Source organism: Streptomyces mobaraensis NBRC 13819 = DSM 40847, assembly GCF_017916255.1.
Lineage (GTDB): Bacteria > Actinomycetota > Actinomycetes > Streptomycetales > Streptomycetaceae > Streptomyces > Streptomyces mobaraensis.
Genome location: NZ_CP072827.1, coordinates 6,084,947 through 6,103,149, shown reverse-complemented (window position 1 = coordinate 6,103,149; position 18,203 = coordinate 6,084,947). Strand labels below are relative to the sequence as shown.

14 protein-coding genes and 1 CRISPR repeat array are annotated in these 18,203 nt (G+C 72.5%); of the genes, 8 read left to right on the top strand and 6 right to left on the bottom strand.

Going from position 1 to position 18,203, the window contains the following annotated elements:
- Positions 1-274 precede the first annotated feature (274 nt).
- The 4 genes from J7W19_RS26355 (at position 275) to lanKC (ending at position 5,898) form a co-directional block, all read left to right on the top strand.
- Entirely contained in the window at positions 275-1,603 is a 1,329-nt protein-coding gene (locus J7W19_RS26355) for a radical SAM protein (RefSeq protein WP_004939483.1), read from the top strand.
- Between the two features lie 89 nt (positions 1,604-1,692).
- On the top strand, positions 1,693-2,433 hold the full coding sequence (locus J7W19_RS26350) for an SIR2 family NAD-dependent protein deacylase (RefSeq protein ID WP_004939481.1): 741 nt from the start codon (positions 1,693-1,695) through the stop codon (positions 2,431-2,433).
- Between the two features lie 206 nt (positions 2,434-2,639).
- Positions 2,640-2,828, top strand: coding sequence for a hypothetical protein (locus tag J7W19_RS26345; protein WP_152265658.1), 189 nt, complete (start codon positions 2,640-2,642; stop codon positions 2,826-2,828).
- 145 nt (positions 2,829-2,973) lie between these two features.
- A complete protein-coding gene (lanKC, locus tag J7W19_RS26340) occupies positions 2,974-5,898 on the top strand; it encodes a class III lanthionine synthetase LanKC (protein ID WP_004939476.1) in 2,925 nt (974 codons plus the stop codon).
- 40 nt (positions 5,899-5,938) lie between these two features.
- Here the strand turns inward: lanKC and J7W19_RS26335 are convergent, their stop codons facing one another.
- Both J7W19_RS26335 and J7W19_RS26330 read right to left on the bottom strand, forming a co-directional pair.
- Complete coding sequence (locus tag J7W19_RS26335; RefSeq protein ID WP_004939475.1) at positions 5,939-6,469, bottom strand: methylated-DNA--[protein]-cysteine S-methyltransferase; 531 nt, start codon at positions 6,467-6,469, stop codon at positions 5,939-5,941.
- A 427-nt stretch (positions 6,470-6,896) separates the two neighbouring features.
- Positions 6,897-8,408, bottom strand: coding sequence for an AlkA N-terminal domain-containing protein (locus J7W19_RS26330; RefSeq protein ID WP_004939472.1), 1,512 nt, complete (start codon positions 8,406-8,408; stop codon positions 6,897-6,899).
- 119 nt (positions 8,409-8,527) lie between these two features.
- Here J7W19_RS26330 and J7W19_RS26325 point away from each other — a divergent pair, with 119 nt between their 5' ends.
- Complete coding sequence (locus tag J7W19_RS26325; RefSeq protein WP_004939468.1) at positions 8,528-8,752, top strand: hypothetical protein; 225 nt, start codon at positions 8,528-8,530, stop codon at positions 8,750-8,752.
- Positions 8,753-8,758: 6 nt separating this feature from the next.
- Positions 8,759-9,241, top strand: a complete 483-nt coding sequence (locus J7W19_RS26320; protein WP_004939465.1) for a Clp protease N-terminal domain-containing protein — start codon at positions 8,759-8,761, stop codon at positions 9,239-9,241.
- Positions 9,242-9,504: 263 nt separating this feature from the next.
- Here the strand turns inward: J7W19_RS26320 and J7W19_RS26315 are convergent, their stop codons facing one another.
- From J7W19_RS26315 to J7W19_RS26300, 4 genes are all read right to left on the bottom strand, one after another.
- On the bottom strand, positions 9,505-9,963 hold the full coding sequence (locus J7W19_RS26315; RefSeq protein ID WP_078587674.1) for an RICIN domain-containing protein: 459 nt from the start codon (positions 9,961-9,963) through the stop codon (positions 9,505-9,507).
- Between the two features lie 224 nt (positions 9,964-10,187).
- Positions 10,188-11,636 carry a phytoene desaturase family protein gene (locus tag J7W19_RS26310; RefSeq protein WP_004939461.1) on the bottom strand — a complete coding sequence of 483 codons (1,449 nt, stop codon included), beginning with the start codon at positions 11,634-11,636 and terminating at the stop codon, positions 10,188-10,190.
- Between the two features lie 59 nt (positions 11,637-11,695).
- Complete coding sequence (locus J7W19_RS26305) at positions 11,696-12,517, bottom strand: inositol monophosphatase family protein (RefSeq protein WP_004939459.1); 822 nt, start codon at positions 12,515-12,517, stop codon at positions 11,696-11,698.
- Positions 12,518-12,844: 327 nt separating this feature from the next.
- Complete coding sequence (locus tag J7W19_RS26300) at positions 12,845-13,339, bottom strand: hypothetical protein (protein WP_004939456.1); 495 nt, start codon at positions 13,337-13,339, stop codon at positions 12,845-12,847.
- 311 nt (positions 13,340-13,650) lie between these two features.
- On the opposite strand from J7W19_RS26300, the gene J7W19_RS26295 reads away from it, so the two are divergent.
- On the top strand, positions 13,651-14,706 hold the full coding sequence (locus J7W19_RS26295; RefSeq protein WP_004939453.1) for a lipoate--protein ligase family protein: 1,056 nt from the start codon (positions 13,651-13,653) through the stop codon (positions 14,704-14,706).
- 117 nt (positions 14,707-14,823) lie between these two features.
- A CRISPR array of direct repeats spans positions 14,824-15,095; the repeat unit is 28 nt; unit sequence GAGCTACCCCCGCGCGTGCGGGGACGAC.
- Positions 15,096-15,252: 157 nt separating this feature from the next.
- Positions 15,253-18,147: a CRISPR-associated helicase/endonuclease Cas3 gene (locus tag J7W19_RS26290; RefSeq protein ID WP_004939451.1), complete on the top strand. Its 2,895-nt coding sequence runs from the start codon at positions 15,253-15,255 to the stop codon at positions 18,145-18,147.
- Positions 18,148-18,203 lie beyond the last annotated feature (56 nt).

Here is an 18,203-nt window from a genome sequence, read left to right as displayed (position 1 = left end):
CCCGTGCCCGCGCGCTAGCATCGGCGGGGTGCTGCCCGGTCGGCGCCGGGGCTTCCGAGGGATGCCGCGAGGCCGTTCCGGGCGGCGCAAGTGCCGCCCCGGCGCACTCCGTTGCGCGTCGTTGCCCGCGCCGGGGCGGTGACTTCCCGGCCTGAACCGGATCGATCCGGCTCGATCCGGCTCGATCCGGCTCGATCCGGCTCGATCCGGCCAGGGAAACCGGTCGGCCGGGGCGGTGCGGGACACGAGGGACGGACGCGGAGAGGGAGCGGTCATGGGACGCAGCCGTACGGAAGAGGTCGAGGACCTGATGGACCGCTTCCCCGGGGTGCCGCGGGAAGCCGTCATCAAGGAGGACCTGCTGCGCGGCGGGATCGCCTTCGACGAGTCCGCGCTCGCCGGGGAGGAGGGCGGCGACGTCAAACCGAAGTCCTACTTCATCTTCTCCTTCGACCACCGCACCCTCCCCGAGCTGGGCGCCGCCGCGCTGCGCCGGCCGCCGGAGGAGATCGTGCTGACCGGCGGCCCCTACGGGCTGCGGCGCACCGTCGTCTCCGTACGGGTCAATCCCCAGTCCCCGTACCGCGTCGGGGTCACCCCTGAGGGTGCGCTCGGCCTGATGCTGGACGGCCGGCACATCGCGGACGTGGGCCTGCCGCCGATGCCGGACTACTACCGCCACACGCTCGCCAACGGGAAGTCGGTGATGGAGGTCGCCCCGACCATCCAGTGGGGCTACCTCATCTACCTGACGGTCTTCCGGGTCTGCCAGTACTTCGGTGCCAAGGAGGAGTGCCAGTACTGCGACATCAACCACAACTGGCGCCAGCACAAGGCGGCCGGCCGCCCGTACACGGGCGTGAAGTCGGTGGAGGAGGTACTGGAGGCGCTGGAGATCATCGACAAGCACGACACGGCCGGCGCCTCGCGCGCGTACACCCTCACCGGAGGTTCCATCACCTCGCGGGTGGACGGGCTCACCGAGGCGGACTTCTACGGCCGTTACGCGCAGGCGATCGAGGAGCGCTTCCCCGGGCGCTGGACCGGGAAGGTCGTCGCCCAGGCGCTGCCGAAGGCGGACGTCCAGCGGTTCCACGACTACGGGATCCGCATCTACCACCCCAACTACGAGGTGTGGGACCGGCGGTTGTTCGAGCTGTACTGCCCGGGCAAGGAGCGCTACGTCGGCCGGGACGAGTGGCACCGCCGCATCCTGGACTCGGCCGAGGTCTTCGGCCCGCGGAACGTCATCCCCAACTTCGTGGCGGGCGTGGAGATGGCGGCACCGGCCGGGTTCGCGACGGTCGGCGAGGCCGTCGACTCGACGGCGGAGGGGCTGCGGTTCTTCATGTCGCGTGGCATCACCCCGCGCTTCACCACCTGGTGCCCGGAGCCCACGACCCCGCTCGGCCGCTCCAACCCGCAGGGCGCGCCGCTCGAGTACCACATCCGGCTGCTGCAGACCTACCGGGCGACGATGGACGAGTTCGGCCTGACGTCGCCGCCCGGGTACGGACCGGCGGGGCCGGGGCGGGCGGTGTTCTCGGTGAGTTCGTTCATGGACAGCCTGCCGGCGGACGACTCCGGGCCCGCGGGCGCTTGAGGGCGGCGCCCGCCGGGCGCTCCGGGGGCGCGGGGGCGGCCGGACGAATTCCGCTCGCCCCGCGCGGCACCACTGCGTACCCTCGCCGCATGGCGAAGAACCCCCTGGTGGCGATCCTCACCGGCGCAGGCGTCTCCACGGACTCCGGCATCCCCGACTACCGCGGCCCCGACGGCCTCTGGCGCCGGGACCCGGAGGCGGAGAAGCTCGTCACCTACGAGTACTACATGAACGATCCGGAGATCCGCCGCCGCTCCTGGCTGATGCGCCGCGACGCCCCCACCCTCCGGGCCCGCCCGAACGCCGCCCACGAGGCGATCGTGCGGCTGGAACGCTCGGGGACCCCCGTCCGCGTCATCACCCAGAACGTGGACGGCCTCCACCAGGCGGCCGGTCTGCCCGACCGCAAGGTGCTCGAACTGCACGGCTCCGCCCGGTCGGTGGTCTGCACGGAGTGCGGCGCGCGGTCGGCGATGGAGGCCGCGCTGGAGCGCGTCGCGGCGGGTGAACCGGACCCGGCGTGCGAGGAGTGCGGCGGCATCCTGAAGTCGGCGACGGTCATGTTCGGGCAGCCGCTGGACCCCGCCGTGCTCGGCGACGCCCTGACGGTGACCAAGGCGTGCGACGTCTTCCTCGCCGTCGGGACGAGCCTGATGGTCAACCCGGCGGCGGCGCTCGCCGGGGTGGCGGCCGACCACGGCGCCCGGCTGGTCATCGTCAACGCCGAGCCGACGCCGTACGACGAACGGGCGGACGAGGTGATCCGGGAGCCGATCGGGACGGCGCTGCCGGCGCTGCTGCGGCGGTGGGAGGGGAGCCCGGAGAGTTGAGGGAGCGCGCGTGGCGCGAATTGCGGGCGCGGACGACACGGCGCACGCTGGAAATGATGCCGCGCTCTATGCGGTGATCCGTACCTGTCGAGCGCTCGGCCAGGAGGCCGGTGAGCCGCCGACCGCCGGAAGGGCCGTGTGCCACCGGACCGACCAACATCGGTGCACCATTCAAGAGATTCGTCGGATGTCGGGAAGTGGACGACATGACGGAACCGACCACGTCGGGAACGACGGCGGGCGAACTCGCCCAGCAGGTGATGCCCTCGGTTCTCGAACTGCAGAGGGTACTTCTCGCGCACGCGGGAGGCGGCCGTGACGCCCAGGAGATCAGGGGCTACGTGAGCCTCACCTCCTGCTACCAGAACAGCTGCGCCGGACCCACCCTGAAGTGACCGTGCCCACCATGGGACGGCGTCCCCGACCGCCGTCGCGAACGCGGCGTTCCCGGTCCCGGTGCCGTCCCACGCGAGCGGCGCCGCCCGACCGCGACCGGCACCACGACGCACGTTCGCCCCTGGCCGACCGCGAGGCGGTGTCATGCACGACTGGGCAGTCCTCAACGCCTACGCGCAGTACCACCCCAGGTGGTTCGAGAGCGCGGACGCGTACACGCCGGGCCCGGAGCACGCCGGGGTGTTCGAGGCCCTCGCGCCCCCCGGCTGGACGCTCCGCCGCAGCGGCCTCTGGTACGTCGCCGAGTCGCCGCGCGCCACGTCGGCGACGGCCCCCGAGCAGGGCTGGAAGATCCACGTGGCGGTGCGCTCCCAGGATTCCCCCGCGTGCCTGGAGCGAGCGGCCGGATGCGCCGTGGACGCCGCCGTGCCGTTCAAGTTCCTGCTGGACGCCCGGACGGTGGCCGAGGTCAACGGCAAGCTGTGGCCCCGGGCTTCCGGCGGGAAGTTCATGACCTTCTACCCGCCCGACGACCGGGCGTTCCTCCGTCTCGGAGACGTCCTGGCGGCCGAACTCGACGGTTTCCAGGGCCCGTACGTCCTCTCGGACCGGAGGTGGCCGCGTTCCTCGTGCGTCTACTACCGGTACGGCGGCTTCAGCCCACGGACGCTGCTGCGGCCGGACGGCAGCCGCCGGTACGTCATCGCCGACCGCGACGGATCGTACGTCTCCGACGTCCGGCTCCCGTACTGGCACCTCCCGGAGTGGCTGACCGACCCGCTCGCCCCGGACGGACCGCCTGCGGCGGGGACCGGGACGGCGCCGGCACTCCGCGACGGGCGGTTCCGCGTGACGTCGGCATTCGGCTTCTCCAATCGCGGCGGGGTCTACCTCGCCGACGACCGGTCCACCGGCCGGCCCGTCGTGCTGAAGGAAGCCCGGCCGCACATCGAGGTGGGATCCGGCCGCCTCGACGCCGTAGAGCTGCTGGAGAAGGAGTACCGCATCCTGCGCGCCCTCTTCGACTGCGGCTTCTTCGTGCGTCCGGTCGAGATCTTCGAGGAGGGCGGACACACCTTCCTCGTCGAGGAATATCTGCCGGGCGAGCACCTGGGCCGCCACACCATCCGGACGAATCCGCTCTACCGGGCGGGGACCACCCGGACCGCTCTGGACGACTACTTCTCCGGCCTCCGCCCCCACTGGGTGCGGCTGGCCCGGGCGATCGGGGCAGCCCACCGCCATGGCATCGTCCTGGGGGACCTCTCCTTCAACAACGTCATCGTCCCGAACGAGGGCGGAATCCGCGTCATCGACCTCGAATGCGCCGTCGAGGAAGGAGTGGACCCGCCCGTCGGCCTTCACACGCCGGGCATGGCGATGCCCGAGGCGGTGCGGTCGGGGGGCGCCGACCGGGCCAACGACCTTTACGCGCTGGGTGCGGTGGTGTTCGGGAGCGTCATGCTGGCGAACGCGATGACCGAGCTGTACGCGCCGTCGCGCCGCCGGTTCCTCGACGACCTCACCGCGGAACTGGGGCTGTCCGGTCCCTTCGTCGAGCTGCTGGACACGCTCATGGAGCAGCCGGGGTCCGGGCGCGCGCCCGACATCGACGACGTCGCCGCGGCCTTGGCCACCTTGCCCGTCACGGCACCGGTTCAGGCTCCGATTGCGGCCTCCGGCCCGGTTCCAGCCTCCGGCCCGGAGTCGGCTCAGGCCACGGCCTCCGGCCCGGCTGCGGCTTCCGGTTCGGTGTCGGCTCCGGTCCGAACCCCCGCTCCGGACCCGGCGGCCGGTCGCCCCGCGCCCCACCCGTCCCCGGCATCACCGGCGTCGCCGGGACCATCGGAGCCACCGGGATCACCGGGGTCACCGGAGCCACCGCGACGCGGCACGCGCGAACTCGCCCGGGAGACGCGGAACTCCGCCCTCCGCTACCTCGAACGCACCGCCACGCCGGAGCGCGACGACCGACTGTTCCCCGCGGACCCCGCCGTCTTCGAGACCAATCCCCTCTCCGTCGCCTACGGTGCCGCGGGCGTCCTGCACACGCTGCACCACGCCGGGGGCGCGGACGCGGTCCCGGCGCGACTGACCGCCTGGATGGCCGACCGGAGCATCACCGACGACGCGTACCCGCCGGGCCTCTACCTCGGGCAGGCCGGCATCGCCTGGGTCCTGCGCGAGCTGGGCCGGCCCGAGGCCGCCGCCGAACTCCTGCGACGGGCCGGGCGGCACCCGCTGCTCGACGCCTCGGCCGACGTGCTGCACGGCCTGGCGGGGTACGGGACCGCCTGCCTCCGGTTCTGGCGCGACGGGTACGGCGACGACTTCCTCGACGCCGCCGTCCGGGCCGGCGAACGGCTCGCCGAGACCCGCCTCCACGGCCCCCGGGGCCCGTACTGGCCGGACGCGGAAGGGAATGTACCGCTGGGCTACGCGAGCGGCGGCAGCGGGATCGCGCTGTTCCTCCTCTGCCTGTCGCAGGCGGCGCACGACGAACGCGCCTTCGCCCTCGGCCGCTCCGCCCTCGGGCACGACCTGGCGTACGCGGTCCGGCACGGGACGGAGTTCGAGGGCTTCCCGGCCATGGTGCCCCTGGAGACGGAAGCGGACGCCTCCATCGTGGCGCGGTGCTACTGGGACTTCGGCTCGGCGGGCGTCCTCACCACACTGGTCCGCTACCTGGCCGTGCGGCCCGACGACGAACTCGAGCGGTGGCTCGCCCCCCTCGTCGAGAACGTCCACCACAAGTACGCCGTCCTGCCGCAGTTCTTCCACGGGCTGTCGGGGATGGGCAACGCGCTGCTCGACGTGTGGCGGTTCACCGGCGAGCCGCGCTACCGGGAAGCGGCCTGGAAGGTGGCGGAGGGCGTCCTCCTCTTCCGGGTGGACAGCGCGGAGGGCACGGGCTTCCCCGGGGAGCAGGCGCTCCGCGAGAGCGCCGACTTCGCCACCGGGACGGCGGGGGTCGTCGCCTTCCTGGACCGCCTGATCAGGGCGGACACCGGCCCGGCGGAGAGCCCGGACCTCGTCGTCGACGATCTGATACCGCTCCCGGCGCGGTGACGCCCGCCGTCGCGCGGTCGCGGACCCGCGCGTCCCGGCCTCAGAACAGCGCGTCCTGCCGGTCCCCCGCCCCTGACGGCAGCGCCCCCTCCAGTTCCAGCAGGCGCCGCTTCCGCTCCAGCCCGCCGCCGTAGCCGGTGAGGCTGCCGTCGGCGCCGATCACCCGGTGGCAGGGCACGATGATCGACACGGGGTTCTTCCCGTTCGCCAGTCCGACCGCGCGGGAGGCGCTGGGCGCGCCGATGTGCCGCGCCAGCTCCCCGTAGGACATCGTCTCCCCGTAGGGGATCTCCAGGAGCCCGGCCCAGACCCGGCGCTGGAACGGGGTTCCGCGCAGGTCCAGCGGCACGTCGAAGCGGGTGAGCCGCCCCTCGAAGTACGCCGCGATCTGGCGCGCGACCTCGGTGAACGGCGCGGGGTCGGGATGCCCGAACCCCTCGTCCCCCGGCCGGTGCCGCTGGTCGAGGACGTAGAGCCCGGAGAGCGTGGCGCCGTCGGCGGCCACCAGGGTGAGGGGCCCGTAGGGGCTGTCGATGACGGTGTGTACGGCGACGGTGTCTACGGCGGACATGGAGTGATCCGTTCGCTTCCGTTTCGATGGGTGGGTGGGGGTGACTCCCGGGGCGGGCGGCTGGGGCTCGTACTGCCGGAGGGTACGCCGTCGGGCCGGGCGCCGGGCCCCGGCCCCGCGTCGCGTTCCGGCGGGCGGCCGACGGCTTCGGAGGAAGGCCCTGCTGCCGGGGACGCGGCAGGGCAGCGGACCCGGTTCCGGTACGTACAGCCCTCGGCGGAGCCGGTTCCGGTACGTACAGCCCTCGGCGGAGCCGGTTCCGGTACGTACGGCCCTCGGCGGAGCCGGGCCGTCGCAGGCGCGGGCCCGCCCGCCCGGATGCCGCGGCGCGGAAGCCCGTGGCGCCGGGGTCCGGGGCGGAGCCCTGGAAGAAACGGTGAAAGGGAGGGACCGGGGCACACCACACACCCCCAGCACCCCACCCCCGTCACACGCGCCCCTCTCGGGGGCGCCCCGGCATCCGGGCCGCCGGGTGGTCGTCCGTCGACCACAGGTACTGGACGGCGTAGGCACGCCAAGGCCGCCAGGCCGCCGCGTGGCGGGTGAGGGCGCCGGGGGTGGCCGGCAGGCCGAGGCCGGCCGCCGCCCGGCGGACGCCCAGGTCCGTCGGCAGGAAGGCGTCGGGGTCGCCGAGGCCGCGCATGGCGATGATGTCGGCGGTCCAGGGGCCGATGCCGGGTATCCCGGCAAGCCGGGCGCGGGCGCGGTTCCAGTCGCTGCCGACGCCGAGGTCGAGGTCGCCGGTGGCGAGGGCGGTGACCAGGCGGGTGAAGGCGGCGCGGCGGCCGGCCGGCATGGCCAGGGACGCGGGGTCGAGGGCGGCGAGGGCCTCGGTGGTCGGGAACAGGTGGGTGAGCCCGCCCGGGGGCCGCCCGCCGGCCGGGGCGGACGTCTCGACGGGTGTGCCGTGGGCGGTGACCAGCCGGGCGGCCAGGGTGCGGGCCGCGGCCGTGGAGACCTGCTGTCCGAGGACGGCCCGCAGGGCCAGTTCCTCGGCGTCGACCGTGCGCGGCACCCTGCGTCCCGGCGCCTTGTCGATCAGCGGCGCGAGGTGCGGGTCGGTGCCCAGCAGCGCGTCGACGGCCTCCGGGTCGGCGTCCAGGTCGAGCAGGCGCCGGCAGCGGCTGATGGCCCCGGCGAGGTCGCGCTGGTCGGAGAGGGCGAGGCGGCAGGCGATGTGGTCGGGCAGCGGGCGGAGGCTGACGGTGCCGTGGCCGTAGGGCAGGCGCAGGGTGCGGTGGTACGCGCCGTCGCGCCACTCCTCCACGCCGGGGACGGCGGTGGCGGCGAGGTGGCCGAAGAGGTTGTCGGGGGTGAACGGGGCCCGGAACGGCAGGCGGAGGGTGAGCGTGCCCGGCGCGGCGGCCGGCCGGCCGCGTCCGGCGCGGGCCCGGAGCGCGGTGGGCGTCAGGGCGAAGACGGCCCGCACGGTCTCGTTGAAGGCGCGGACCGACGCGAAGCCGGCGGCGAACGCGACGTCCGCCATGGGGAGTTCACTGGTCTCGATGAGGACGCGGGCGGTCTGCGCACGCTGGGCGCGGGCGAGGGCGAGCGGCCCGGCGCCGAGTTCGGCGAGGAGCTGGCGTTCGATCTGGCGGGCGCTGTAGCCGAGGCGGGCCGCGAGGCCGGGCACGCCCTCGCGGTCGACCGTCCCGTCGGCGATCAGCCGCATGGCGCGGGCGACGACGTCGGCCCGCTCGTTCCAGCGCGGCGAGCCGGGGCTCGCGTCGGGCCGGCAGCGCTTGCAGGCCCGGAACCCGGCCTGCTGCGCGGCGGCGGCGCTCGGGTAGAAGCTCATGTTCCGGTCCTTGGGCAGGACCGCGGGGCAGCTGGGACGGCAGTAGATACGGGTGGTGAGGACGGCGGTGAAGAACCAGCCGTCGAAGCGGGGGTCCTTGGACCGCGCGGCCCGTACGCAACGGTCGAAGTCGGTGTGCATGCGGTCAAGCATCGGTGCCGGCGGCGCCCGGGGCTGGCGGAAATCCGACATGGGCGTCGACCGCGGGAGCGTGTCAATGATGGCTGACAGGCGGCGGTCGCGTCATCCATGGTTGACATATGGCCGGAACAGACGCGAAAGACGCGGTCGGCACCACCGAGGCCGCCATGGACACCGACCCCCGCGTGGGGCTGCGCGCCGTCGCCGCGCTGCGGCGGCTGGTCGAACGACTCGAGGCACTCCAGGTCGACAACGCCCGCAGGCTGGGCTGGTCGTGGGAGGAGATCGGCGCCCAACTCGGTGTGAGCAGGCAGGCAGTCCACAAGAAGCACGCCCGGAGGTAGACGGCGATGTTCGAAAGGTTCACCAAGGAAGCCCGGTTCGCGGTGATCGGCGCCCAGGAGGAGGCGCGCCTCCTCCGCCACTCCCGAATCGGCGCCGAGCACCTGCTCGCCGCCGTCGCCGGCCGCCCGCAGTCCCTGGGCGGCGCCGCCCTCTTCCGTCTCGGCATCACCCCCGAGGCGTGCCGGGAGGCGATCCGGTCGACGGGATCCCTGGACGAGGACGACGCGGAGGCGCTGCGCTCGCTGGGCATCGACCTGTCGGCCGTACGGGCCCGCGCCGAGCGGGCCTTCGGGCCGGGGGCGCTGGACCGTGGGGTGAGCGGCACGAGTGGGGCGGGTGGGGCCGACGAGACGGCGTCCCGGTGGTGGCCGTTCCGCTCCCCGAAGGGGTCCCGGCCGCACGTCCCGTTCGCCGCGGAGGCCAAGCGGGCGCTGGAACAGTCCCTGAGGGAGGCGCTCGCCCGCAAGGAGAACTGGATCGGCACCTAGCACATCGTCCTCGGCGTCCTGACCCTCGACCACCCGTCGACGGTGAAGGTGCTCCGGGCCCTGGGCACCGCCCCGGAGGCGCTCCGCGCCGACCTGCTCGCCCACCTGCGGCCGGCGGCGTGACGGCGTCCGTACGACGGCGGGCCGCCGACCGGGCGAGGGACCGGCCGGCGGCCCCGCGGGCGGGAGCGGGGCGGCCCGTCCGGGCGCGCCCGGCGCGGGCAGCCCCTTGTGGTCGTGCCCTCGTGGTCACGCCCTCGTGATCAGACCTGGGTGGTGTACCAGTGCTGCCAGGAGCCGCCGTTGGGGTCGTGCATGTTGATCCCCGCACCGTCCCAGGTGTCGTCCGCCCGCTGGACCTGGGCGATCTGTCCGTTCAGATCGGTGTGGAGCTCGCGGTTCCAGAAGAACCAGCGCTGGTTGGCGTTGCCGTGACAGTCCCCGACCGCCTGGACGGCCTCGTTGATGCCGCCGTTGCGGACGTCGAGGCAGTGCATGTTCGCGAGGCTGCGGAGCTTCTTGCCGTCCCACATCCACCACTGCGACGAACCGTTGCCGCAGGTGCGGATCTCGACGTTGTCGCCGTTCACGGTCAGGCACTTGCCGCTGCGGTCGTTGCGGATCTCGAAGGCGTCCAGGGCCGAAGCGGGGGTGGCGGCCAGGACCGGCACGGCCGCGGCCAGCCCCAGCGCCAGTGTCCCCGCCACGAGTGCTCGTCTCATCACGGACCCGTTTCTCTCGCGTTCCCCGGAGGGAGCGCCGGGTGGCGGCTCCCCCGGGCGGCTCCACGGCCCCGCCGGCAAGCGGAGGGCACGCGGCACCACCCGCCGCAGCCTTGCCCGGGAGCCCCGAGATCACTCAGGTCGCGGGCGTACTGGCGGCAACGCGCCGCTCACGCTTCCCGGGCGATCGGAAGGATCAGGCCACCGACGTCCGGCGGGCGCGGTCACCCCTCCGCCGGACGGCCCGCGGCTCCGTACCGTCCGCCCCGCAACCTCCGCCACACCGCCCGAGCCGCATGATGCCCCGACATCCCGTGCACCCCCGGCCCCGGCGGCGTCGCCGACGAGCAGAGGAAGACGGCGGGATGGGCGGTCGCGTACGGCACCCGGGCGAGCTTGGGCCGAACGAGCAGCCGCAACCCGGCCACCGAGCCACAAGCGATATCGCCGCCGACATAGTTGGCGTTGCGGGCGGCGAGCGCCGGCGGCCCGGCGACGGCCCGGGCCAGCACCAGGTCGCGGAAGCCGGGCGCGAACCGTTCGATCTGACGCTCGATCACCTCCGTCGCGTCACCGCGCCAGCCGTTGGGCACATGCCCGTACACCCAGAACGTGTGCTTCCCCTCGGGCGCCCGACTGGGATCGACGATGCTGGGCTGGGCGGTGATGAGAAAGGGAACGGAGGGGTCCCGTCCATGCATGGCGGCGCTCAGCGCCTCGCGGATCTCCCCGTACGTCGGGCCGACGTGCACCGTCCCGGCCCGGCGCGCGGCCTCGGCGCGCCACGGCACCGGCCCGGACAGCGCGTAGTCGATCTTGAAGACGGACGGCCCGTAGCGGAAGCCCCGGTAGGCGTCGCCGAGCCCGGCGATCCGGGCGAGGGCGGTCGGCGAGGTGTCGAAGACGTAGGCGCGGGCGGGCGGCAGGTCGTCGAGCCGTCGCACCTCGAAGCCGGTGTGGACCGCGCCGCCGCGCTCACGCAGGTACGAGGCGAGCGCGTCGGCGATGGCCTGGGAGCCGCCGCGCGGCACGGGCCAGCCGCGTTCGTGCGCGGCGAGGGCGAAGATCAGGGCCATGCCGGCCGTGCCGAGGCCGGTGAGCGGCGCGATGCCGTGCGCGGCGAGCCCGGCGAACAGCGCCCGCGCCTTGGCGTCGCGGAACCGGCGCACGTACACGGCCGCGGGCAGGGCCGCCGACAGCCCGAACCGGGCGTAGCCCACCGGGTCGCCGGGCAGCCCGTCCCACTGGGTGCGCAGGAAGTCCCGGGCGAGGGTGTCCCACTTCCCGTGGAAGGGCTCGACCGCCCGGCGGTACGCGCCCGCGTCGTGCTCGCCGAGGGAGGCGGCCGTCTCGCCCACGCGCCGGGAGAGGACGGCGGCGGACCCGTCGGGGAACGGGTGCGCCATCGGCAGCTCGGGGTGGAGCCACTCCAGGCCGTGCCGGGCCAGCGGCATGTCCGCGAACGCGGGCGAACCGACGCCGAGCGGGTGCACGGCGGAGCACGGGTCGTGGCGGAAGCCGGGGAGGGTCAGCTCCTCGGTCCGGGCGCCGCCGCCGATGCCGTCGGCCGCCTCGAAGACCTCGACGGACAGGCCGCGGCGGGCCAGTTCCACGGCGGCGGTCAGCCCGTTGGGGCCGGCCCCTACGACGACGGCGTCGAGCATGGTGGGCACCGGCGGACTCCCCTCTGAGCGCGTGGACCGGGGCGCGGCGGCTCTCCTGTGACTGCTGTTCAGGCCGCCAGGAGCCCCAGAATACGGGCGAGCGTGCCGGCGTCCCGCGCGGCGGAGAACGGCATCGTGTTGCCCCCGCCGATCCGGAACGGTTCGCCCGCCACCGTCGCACTCGCCCCGCCCGCCTCGGCGACCAGCAGCAGCCCGGCGGCATGGTCCCAGGCGTTGGGCCACGTGAAGGCGATCGCGTCGGCCGCCCCCCGCGCCACGTTCAGGTACTCCAGGCCCGCCGAGCCGCACGGCCGCGGCACGACGCCGGGCGTGTCGAGCCGCGCGAGCACGCGCTTCTCGTGGTCGTCGGTGAAGTCGTAGTGGGATATCGCCACCCGGAGCTCGGCGTCGGGCGCGGCGGCCCCGGGACGCAGCGGCTTCCCGTCGAGGAAGGCCCCCGCTCCCCGGCGGGCGGTCGCCATCTCGTCCAGCGCGGGCGCGTACGTCCAGGAGGCGAGCAGCTCGCCGCGGTGCGCGAGGCAGACGAGCGTGGCGAAGCCGGGGTCGCCGTGGACGAACTGCCGGGTGCCGTCGACCGGGTCCACGATCCACACCGGGTCGTCCCCGTGCAGCGCGTCCAGGGCGGCCGGATTCGCGTGCACGCCCTCCTCCCCGACCACCCGCGACCCGGGCAGCAGCGCGGTGAGCGACGCCGTCAGGTGCTCCTCGGCCAGCCGGTCGGCGACCGTCACCAGATCGTGCGGCCCCTTCTTCTCGACGACCTCGTGGGCGGCGAGCTGCCGGAAGCGCGGCATGATCTCGGCTGCGGCGGCCTTGCGCACCGCCTCCTCGACGTCGGTCAGGTCCCCTGCGAGAAAGTCATCGATCATACGCCCATCGAATCATGCCCCACCGACAACCGGGGCCGGGGAGGTGGCCGGGCGGAGACGGGCAGGTGAACGGCGGTGCGGGGCCTACTCGACCCGGGTGCCGTCCCGGCCGAAGCCGCACGGCCGGGACGGCACCCGAAAACGGGCGATCCACCCTGCGGTCGGCACCGGCAGGGCGGATCACCCGACCTCTTCCGGCTTCCTTCGAATACCGGAAGAACTCACACGGGAACGTGCGCGAAAACCCGTGTGAGAACCCCATGAGAACTCCATGAGAACCCCTGCGAGAACCGCGCGGTAACCGCACGAGAACTCACATGAGGCAGATCACATGAGGCAGAAGAGGTTCGATGCGTCGATCGGTTTCTTGTGCTTCTTCAGGGCCCAGTACCAGACGTCGCCGCTCACCCCGAAGCAGAGCTTCGGTCCGTAGAAACCGAGCGTCAGATCTGCGCCGGCCACCGATATGGCCGGGTGGATCGTGATGCTGCTGTTGAGGCGGGAGAGTTCGAAGCCCGAGCTCTTCAGCTTGTAGCCGAAGACCGTGGGCGTGACCTCCACCTTCGCGTGCCAGTCCGCACCGGTCTGCGCGTCCACCGAGACCTTCAGGACGAGGACGCGCGGGACGATGGTGAGGTTGTACTCCTTGTGGAAGTCGGCCGCGACCCGGGTGTCGGGCTCGGCCCTGGCGACCTCCACGAACCGAGGTTCGGGGTGCTCCGCGACGGCGGCCTCGTACTTCTTCACGAGGTCGGAGACGTCTTCTCCGACCCATTCGGCGACCGGGCGCAGCTCGTCGGTGAGGTACGTCGTTTCATCCACCTCTGAAACCCCTTTCAGACGTGATGAGCGCCCCGGATACCCGGCGACGCGTTCTCGGCACGGCTGGGAACTTATCCGCCGAATCCCGCACATGGTGAGGTGAAAAAGCGCCATGTCCCATGTGCCGCCGGAGATTGCCACGCCGGAACCCGAGTGAAAGGCGAGGAATTCGAGACCGGTTCACCCCCGAAAGCCCCACACCACACAGCAGGAGCAGGACCACCCGTGGGGACACTGGGTGCCCCCAGCACGTAACGTGACGGTGTCCGCCACCGGGACCGGCCCGGCGGGATGTTTCAGGAGGGTGCGTCGTGCACGGTGAGTACAAGGTGCCGGGCGGCAAGCTCGTCGTCGTGGACCTGGAGGAACGGGACGGGGTGCTGCGCGACGTCCGCGTCGCCGGTGACTTCTTCCTCGAACCCGACGAGGCGCTGTTCGACATCAACCGAGCGCTGGAAGGCGCGAGCGCCGACCTGTCCGCGCAGGAACTCGCCACCCGCGTCGACGCGGCGCTCCCGCGGGGCACGGTGATGTTCGGCCTCACCTCGGAGGCCGTGGGCGTGGCGGTCCGCCGGGCCCTCGCGAACGCGACGGACTGGCACCACTACGACTGGCAGCTGATCCACGACGGCCCCCAGTCGCCCGCCCTGCACATGGCCCTGGACGAGGTCCTCACCACCGAAGTGGCCGCCGGCCGCCGCCCGCCCACGCTGCGCGTCTGGGAATGGGCGTCCCCGGCCGTGATCATCGGCAGCTTCCAGTCCCTCCGCAACGAGGTGGACACGGAATCGGCTGCACGCCACGGCATGACGGTGGTCCGGCGCATCAGTGGCGGTGGGGCTATGTTCGTAGAACCCCAAAGTACGATCACTTACTCCCTCTACGTACCGGACTCCCTCGTGCAGGGACTGTCCTTCGCGGACAGCTACGCCTACCTCGACGACTGGGTCCTCGGCGCCCTCGGGGACATGGGCATCAAGGCCTGGTACCAGCCCCTCAACGACATCGCCACCGAGGCCGGCAAAATCGCCGGCGCCGCCCAGAAGCGCGTGGTCTCCGGCGACGGCGCCGTCCTGCACCACGTGACCATGGCCTACGACATCGACGCCGACAAAATGCTCGACGTCCTCCGCATCGGCCGCGAAAAGCTCTCCGACAAGGGCACCAAGAGCGCCAAAAAGCGAGTAGACCCCCTCCGCCGCCAAACCGGCCTTCCCCGCGCCACCGTCATCGACCGCATGATCACCTCCTTCCGCACCCGCTACGGCCTGACAACGGGCGCGGCGACGGAGGAGGAGATGACCCGCGCGGTCGAACTGGCGGAGACGAAGTTCGCGTCGGAGGGGTGGACGGCGCGGGTGCCGTAGGGAGGGACGCACCGGCACGTGCGGTACGACTGGCTGCTCAGCATCAGCAAGGCCTGTATCGGGGAGCTACCCCGCACGTGCGGGGACGACCACTCTAAGTAGGTGTTGAAGGCGTCGGAGCTACCCCCGCGCGTGCGGGGACGACTCCACGGGTCGTCAGCGGTCATGGCGGGGCTCCGAGCTACCCCCGCGCGTGCGGGGACGACGCCTACACGGGCGCGCTCACCCGCAGCGCGCACGAGCTACCCCCGCGCGTGCGGGGACGACGAGGGGTTCTACGACCTGAAGCGTCAGACGGTCGAGCTACCCCCGCGCGTGCGGGGACGACATCAACGCCCCCCGGCCGGGAACGAAAGTCCGTGAGCTACCCCCGCGCGTGCGGGGACGACACTTCCTGACCTGCGGTGACGCTAGCACGATTGCCCGTTTTCCTTTACCTCGTTCACCACCGGCTTCCTGCCCCGACCGGCGTTGTCAGTGGGTCCCCCTACCCTTCACCTCGTCAGCTCGTCAGCAGACAGAAGTGACTCGGGGAGGGGTTGCATCGTGCGTAGCGAGGAGTCCGTCGTCAGCCTGATGCGGTCGATGGGGGTACCGCAGGAGACCGTGACCCGAGTGGCGCGGCTGTGGGGTAAGTCCGCCGCGCGGAACGGCGGGCGGACTCATCTGCTGATCGGGCATCTGCTGGATACCGCCGCTGTGGCGGGGGTGATGTGGGACGAGTACCTGGCGCCCTCGATCCGCAAGCGGTTGGACGAGATCAGCAACGGGCGGGGACGCACCTGGTTCATGTGGATGTGCGGCATTCACGACTGCGGCAAGGCAAGTCCGTCCTTCCAGGGATTGGACCCGGCAGAGGCATCCCCGGTGCGGGCGGCCGGTTTGACGTGGCGCCGCTTGCCCAGGAGCGTCAAGTGGCGTCACGACGTGGCAGGAGCGGCGATGCTTCTGCCCCGACTGCGGGAGGAGTGGCAGAGAGACGAAGCCGTCGCGTGGGTGCTGCCCCTGGTGGCCGGGCATCATGGGAAGTTCCCCTCGAAGAAGAAGCCGCCGTCCCAGGACGCACAAGGTACGGGACCTGCTTGGGCCGAGACCCAGCGAGTGCTCGTCGACGTGTTCACACGCGCGGTGGGATTCGAGAGCGTGGCAGCGGCCAGGCCGGTCTCGGCCTTACGGAAAGCCGAGCAGCTGACGTTGTCGGGGCTGGTCGTGATGGCGGACTGGATCGCCAGCGACCACCGGCACTTCGCGGGTATTGCGGACGCCCAGGGCGTCTCGCCTGCCCAGGCGTGCCGGAGAGCGGCGACCGCCTGGAAAGCTCTGGGGCTGCGGGGCGGTTGGAGGCAGCTCGCCCTGCCGAAGAGTCCCATGGCTCCGCTGACGGAACGGCTGGGCGTGCGCCCCCGTGCCTCGCAACGGGAGCTGGTGGAACGGGCCTGGTCGATACCGGCGCCCGGGTTGCTCATCGCCGAGGCCCCCATGGGTGAGGGCAAGACCAAGGCGGCGCTGGCCGCGGCAGAGGTGCTCGCGGCGCGTTTCGGCTGCGACGGTGTTTTCGTGGCCATGCCTACGCAGGCGACATGCGATCCCATGTATGCCCAAGTAGTGTCGTGGGTTGGGTCGTTCGACCCAATCTTGGAACAGCATGTCGCACTACTGCACGGCAAGCGACGCTACAACGCACTATGGCGTGAGATCTGGGAAGGGATCCGGCCGACCGGAACCGACGGCAGCGACGGGACGTTGGCCGACCCCTGGGAGGTCTATGGGGCGATCGATGAGGACGACGAGTTCGGCGGCCCCAGCGGTCCGGCGGGCGCGGACGACATCGATCGCACCGGACCTCCCCAGTGGCTCCTGGGCGGCAAGCGCGGCTTGCTCACCCCCTTCGCCGTCGGCACCGTAGACCACCTGCTCTACGCCGCGACACGCACCCGCCACGTAATGCTCAGATTCGCCGGGCTGGCGGGCAAGGTCGTGATCGTGGACGAGGTGCACGCGGCCGACGTCTACATGAGGCAGTTCCTGTTGGAGGCCCTGCGGTGGCTGGGGCAGGCCGGGGTGCCGGTGGTGCTCCTGTCGGCAACGCTGCCGCCGGCTCAGCGGCAGGCTTTCGTCGACGCGTACCTCTCGGGAGCCCTCGCCGACGAGGACGTGCGGCAGCCGGTACCCCAACCCGCCGGATACCCGTGTGTGACCGCTGCTTATGCGGTGTCGGGGCAGCCGGTGGCGGAAAGTTCGCGGCTGCCCACACCGTCCTGGCGTTCGTCCACGCCCGTGCGGCTCTCGTGGCTCCCGGACGTCGAAAGCGACGGGTCGGCGGTCGCCGCGAAGGTGCGGGAGGAGGTGGCGGACGGCGGGGTCGTTCTCGTGGTCGTCAACCAGGTGGCTCGCGCACAGGCGATCTACGAGGCACTGCGCAGGGAGGGCGTCGAAGGCACAGTCCACCTTCTCCACGGACAGTTGTGCGCCAAGGACCGGGCCGACCGGACGGAGGAGTGCCTGCGTCTCCTGGGCCCGGCAGCAGGCGGTTCCCGGCCCAAGCGCATGGTGCTGATCGCCACGCAGCTCGCAGAACAGTCGTTCGACGTCGACGCGGATCTCCTGATCACCGACTTGGCCCCGGTGGACCTCTTGTTGCAGCGCATCGGCCGACTGCACCGGCACGCCGGAACGGCCAGGCCACGGGCACACACAACACCGAGGGTGATCGTGACCGGTGTAGCTGCCGGTTCCGAACAGGGACGCCCCCGTTTCCTCCCGGCCTCCCAGAAGGTTTACGGACAGTGGCCGCTGCTCCGCGCGACAGCCCTGGTGGCCGAAGCGGCAGGTCCGCTGCTGGCCAACGGTACAGCCGACAGGGCGGGCGGAGTTCCCTGGAGCATTCCGTCGGACGTGCCGACCCTGGTCGCTCGCGCGTACGGGGAGGCCGACGTGTGCCCTCCGGAGTGGCAGGAGCCATCCGCACTGGAGGCCTGGCGGGCCGAGGAGGCGAATCGCCAGGAGGCCGCAGGTAAATACGTCCTCACGCGCCCCCGGAACTGGGCGGCGCCCACCCTGGAGGGCCTGCACTACGCCGGTGCCGCGACGCCCAAGGAGGAGGACCTCGACGCCGTAGTGCGGGACGGGGAGCTCGGCGTCGAAGTCGTTCTCGTACACCGCCTTGCCAACGGATACACGGCACTTGACGGAACGCGCCTCGGCGCGCACGGCGAGGCACCGGACGAATCGGTGGTCGAACGCCTGCTGGGCGGCAGCGTCCGGCTGCCCGGCCGGCTGTCGGAGGAAGCCGAGAAGACTTTGGGCGCGCTGCCGGGCTGGGCCGGCGACCCTTGGCTCCGCTACGCCCGCGCGCTGGTCCTGGACGACGGCGCGGCCATCCTGGGTACCAACCGGCTCTCGTACGAACCCGAAATCGGCCTGCTGGTCGCGCGAGACTGAGAAGATCCGAAGCGGCGCCCCGAGCCGGATCTGCTCCCCGCCCGTGCGGGGACGAC

Excerpts from the sequence above, each read along its gene's own strand:
- J7W19_RS26330 (WP_004939472.1), bottom strand. The coding sequence starts at position 8,408 with ATGCACACCGACTTCGACCGTTGCGTACGGGCCGCGCGGTCCAAGGAC.
- lanKC (WP_004939476.1), top strand. The coding sequence starts at position 2,974 with ATGCACGACTGGGCAGTCCTCAACGCCTACGCGCAGTACCACCCCAGG.
- J7W19_RS26345 (WP_152265658.1), top strand. The coding sequence starts at position 2,640 with ATGACGGAACCGACCACGTCGGGAACGACGGCGGGCGAACTCGCCCAG.
- J7W19_RS26315 (WP_078587674.1), bottom strand. The coding sequence starts at position 9,963 with ATGAGACGAGCACTCGTGGCGGGGACACTGGCGCTGGGGCTGGCCGCG.
- J7W19_RS26350 (WP_004939481.1), top strand. The coding sequence starts at position 1,693 with ATGGCGAAGAACCCCCTGGTGGCGATCCTCACCGGCGCAGGCGTCTCC.
- J7W19_RS26305 (WP_004939459.1), bottom strand. The coding sequence starts at position 12,517 with ATGATCGATGACTTTCTCGCAGGGGACCTGACCGACGTCGAGGAGGCG.
- J7W19_RS26320 (WP_004939465.1), top strand. The coding sequence starts at position 8,759 with ATGTTCGAAAGGTTCACCAAGGAAGCCCGGTTCGCGGTGATCGGCGCC.
- J7W19_RS26335 (WP_004939475.1), bottom strand. The coding sequence starts at position 6,469 with ATGTCCGCCGTAGACACCGTCGCCGTACACACCGTCATCGACAGCCCC.
- J7W19_RS26355 (WP_004939483.1), top strand. The coding sequence starts at position 275 with ATGGGACGCAGCCGTACGGAAGAGGTCGAGGACCTGATGGACCGCTTC.
- J7W19_RS26325 (WP_004939468.1), top strand. The coding sequence starts at position 8,528 with ATGGCCGGAACAGACGCGAAAGACGCGGTCGGCACCACCGAGGCCGCC.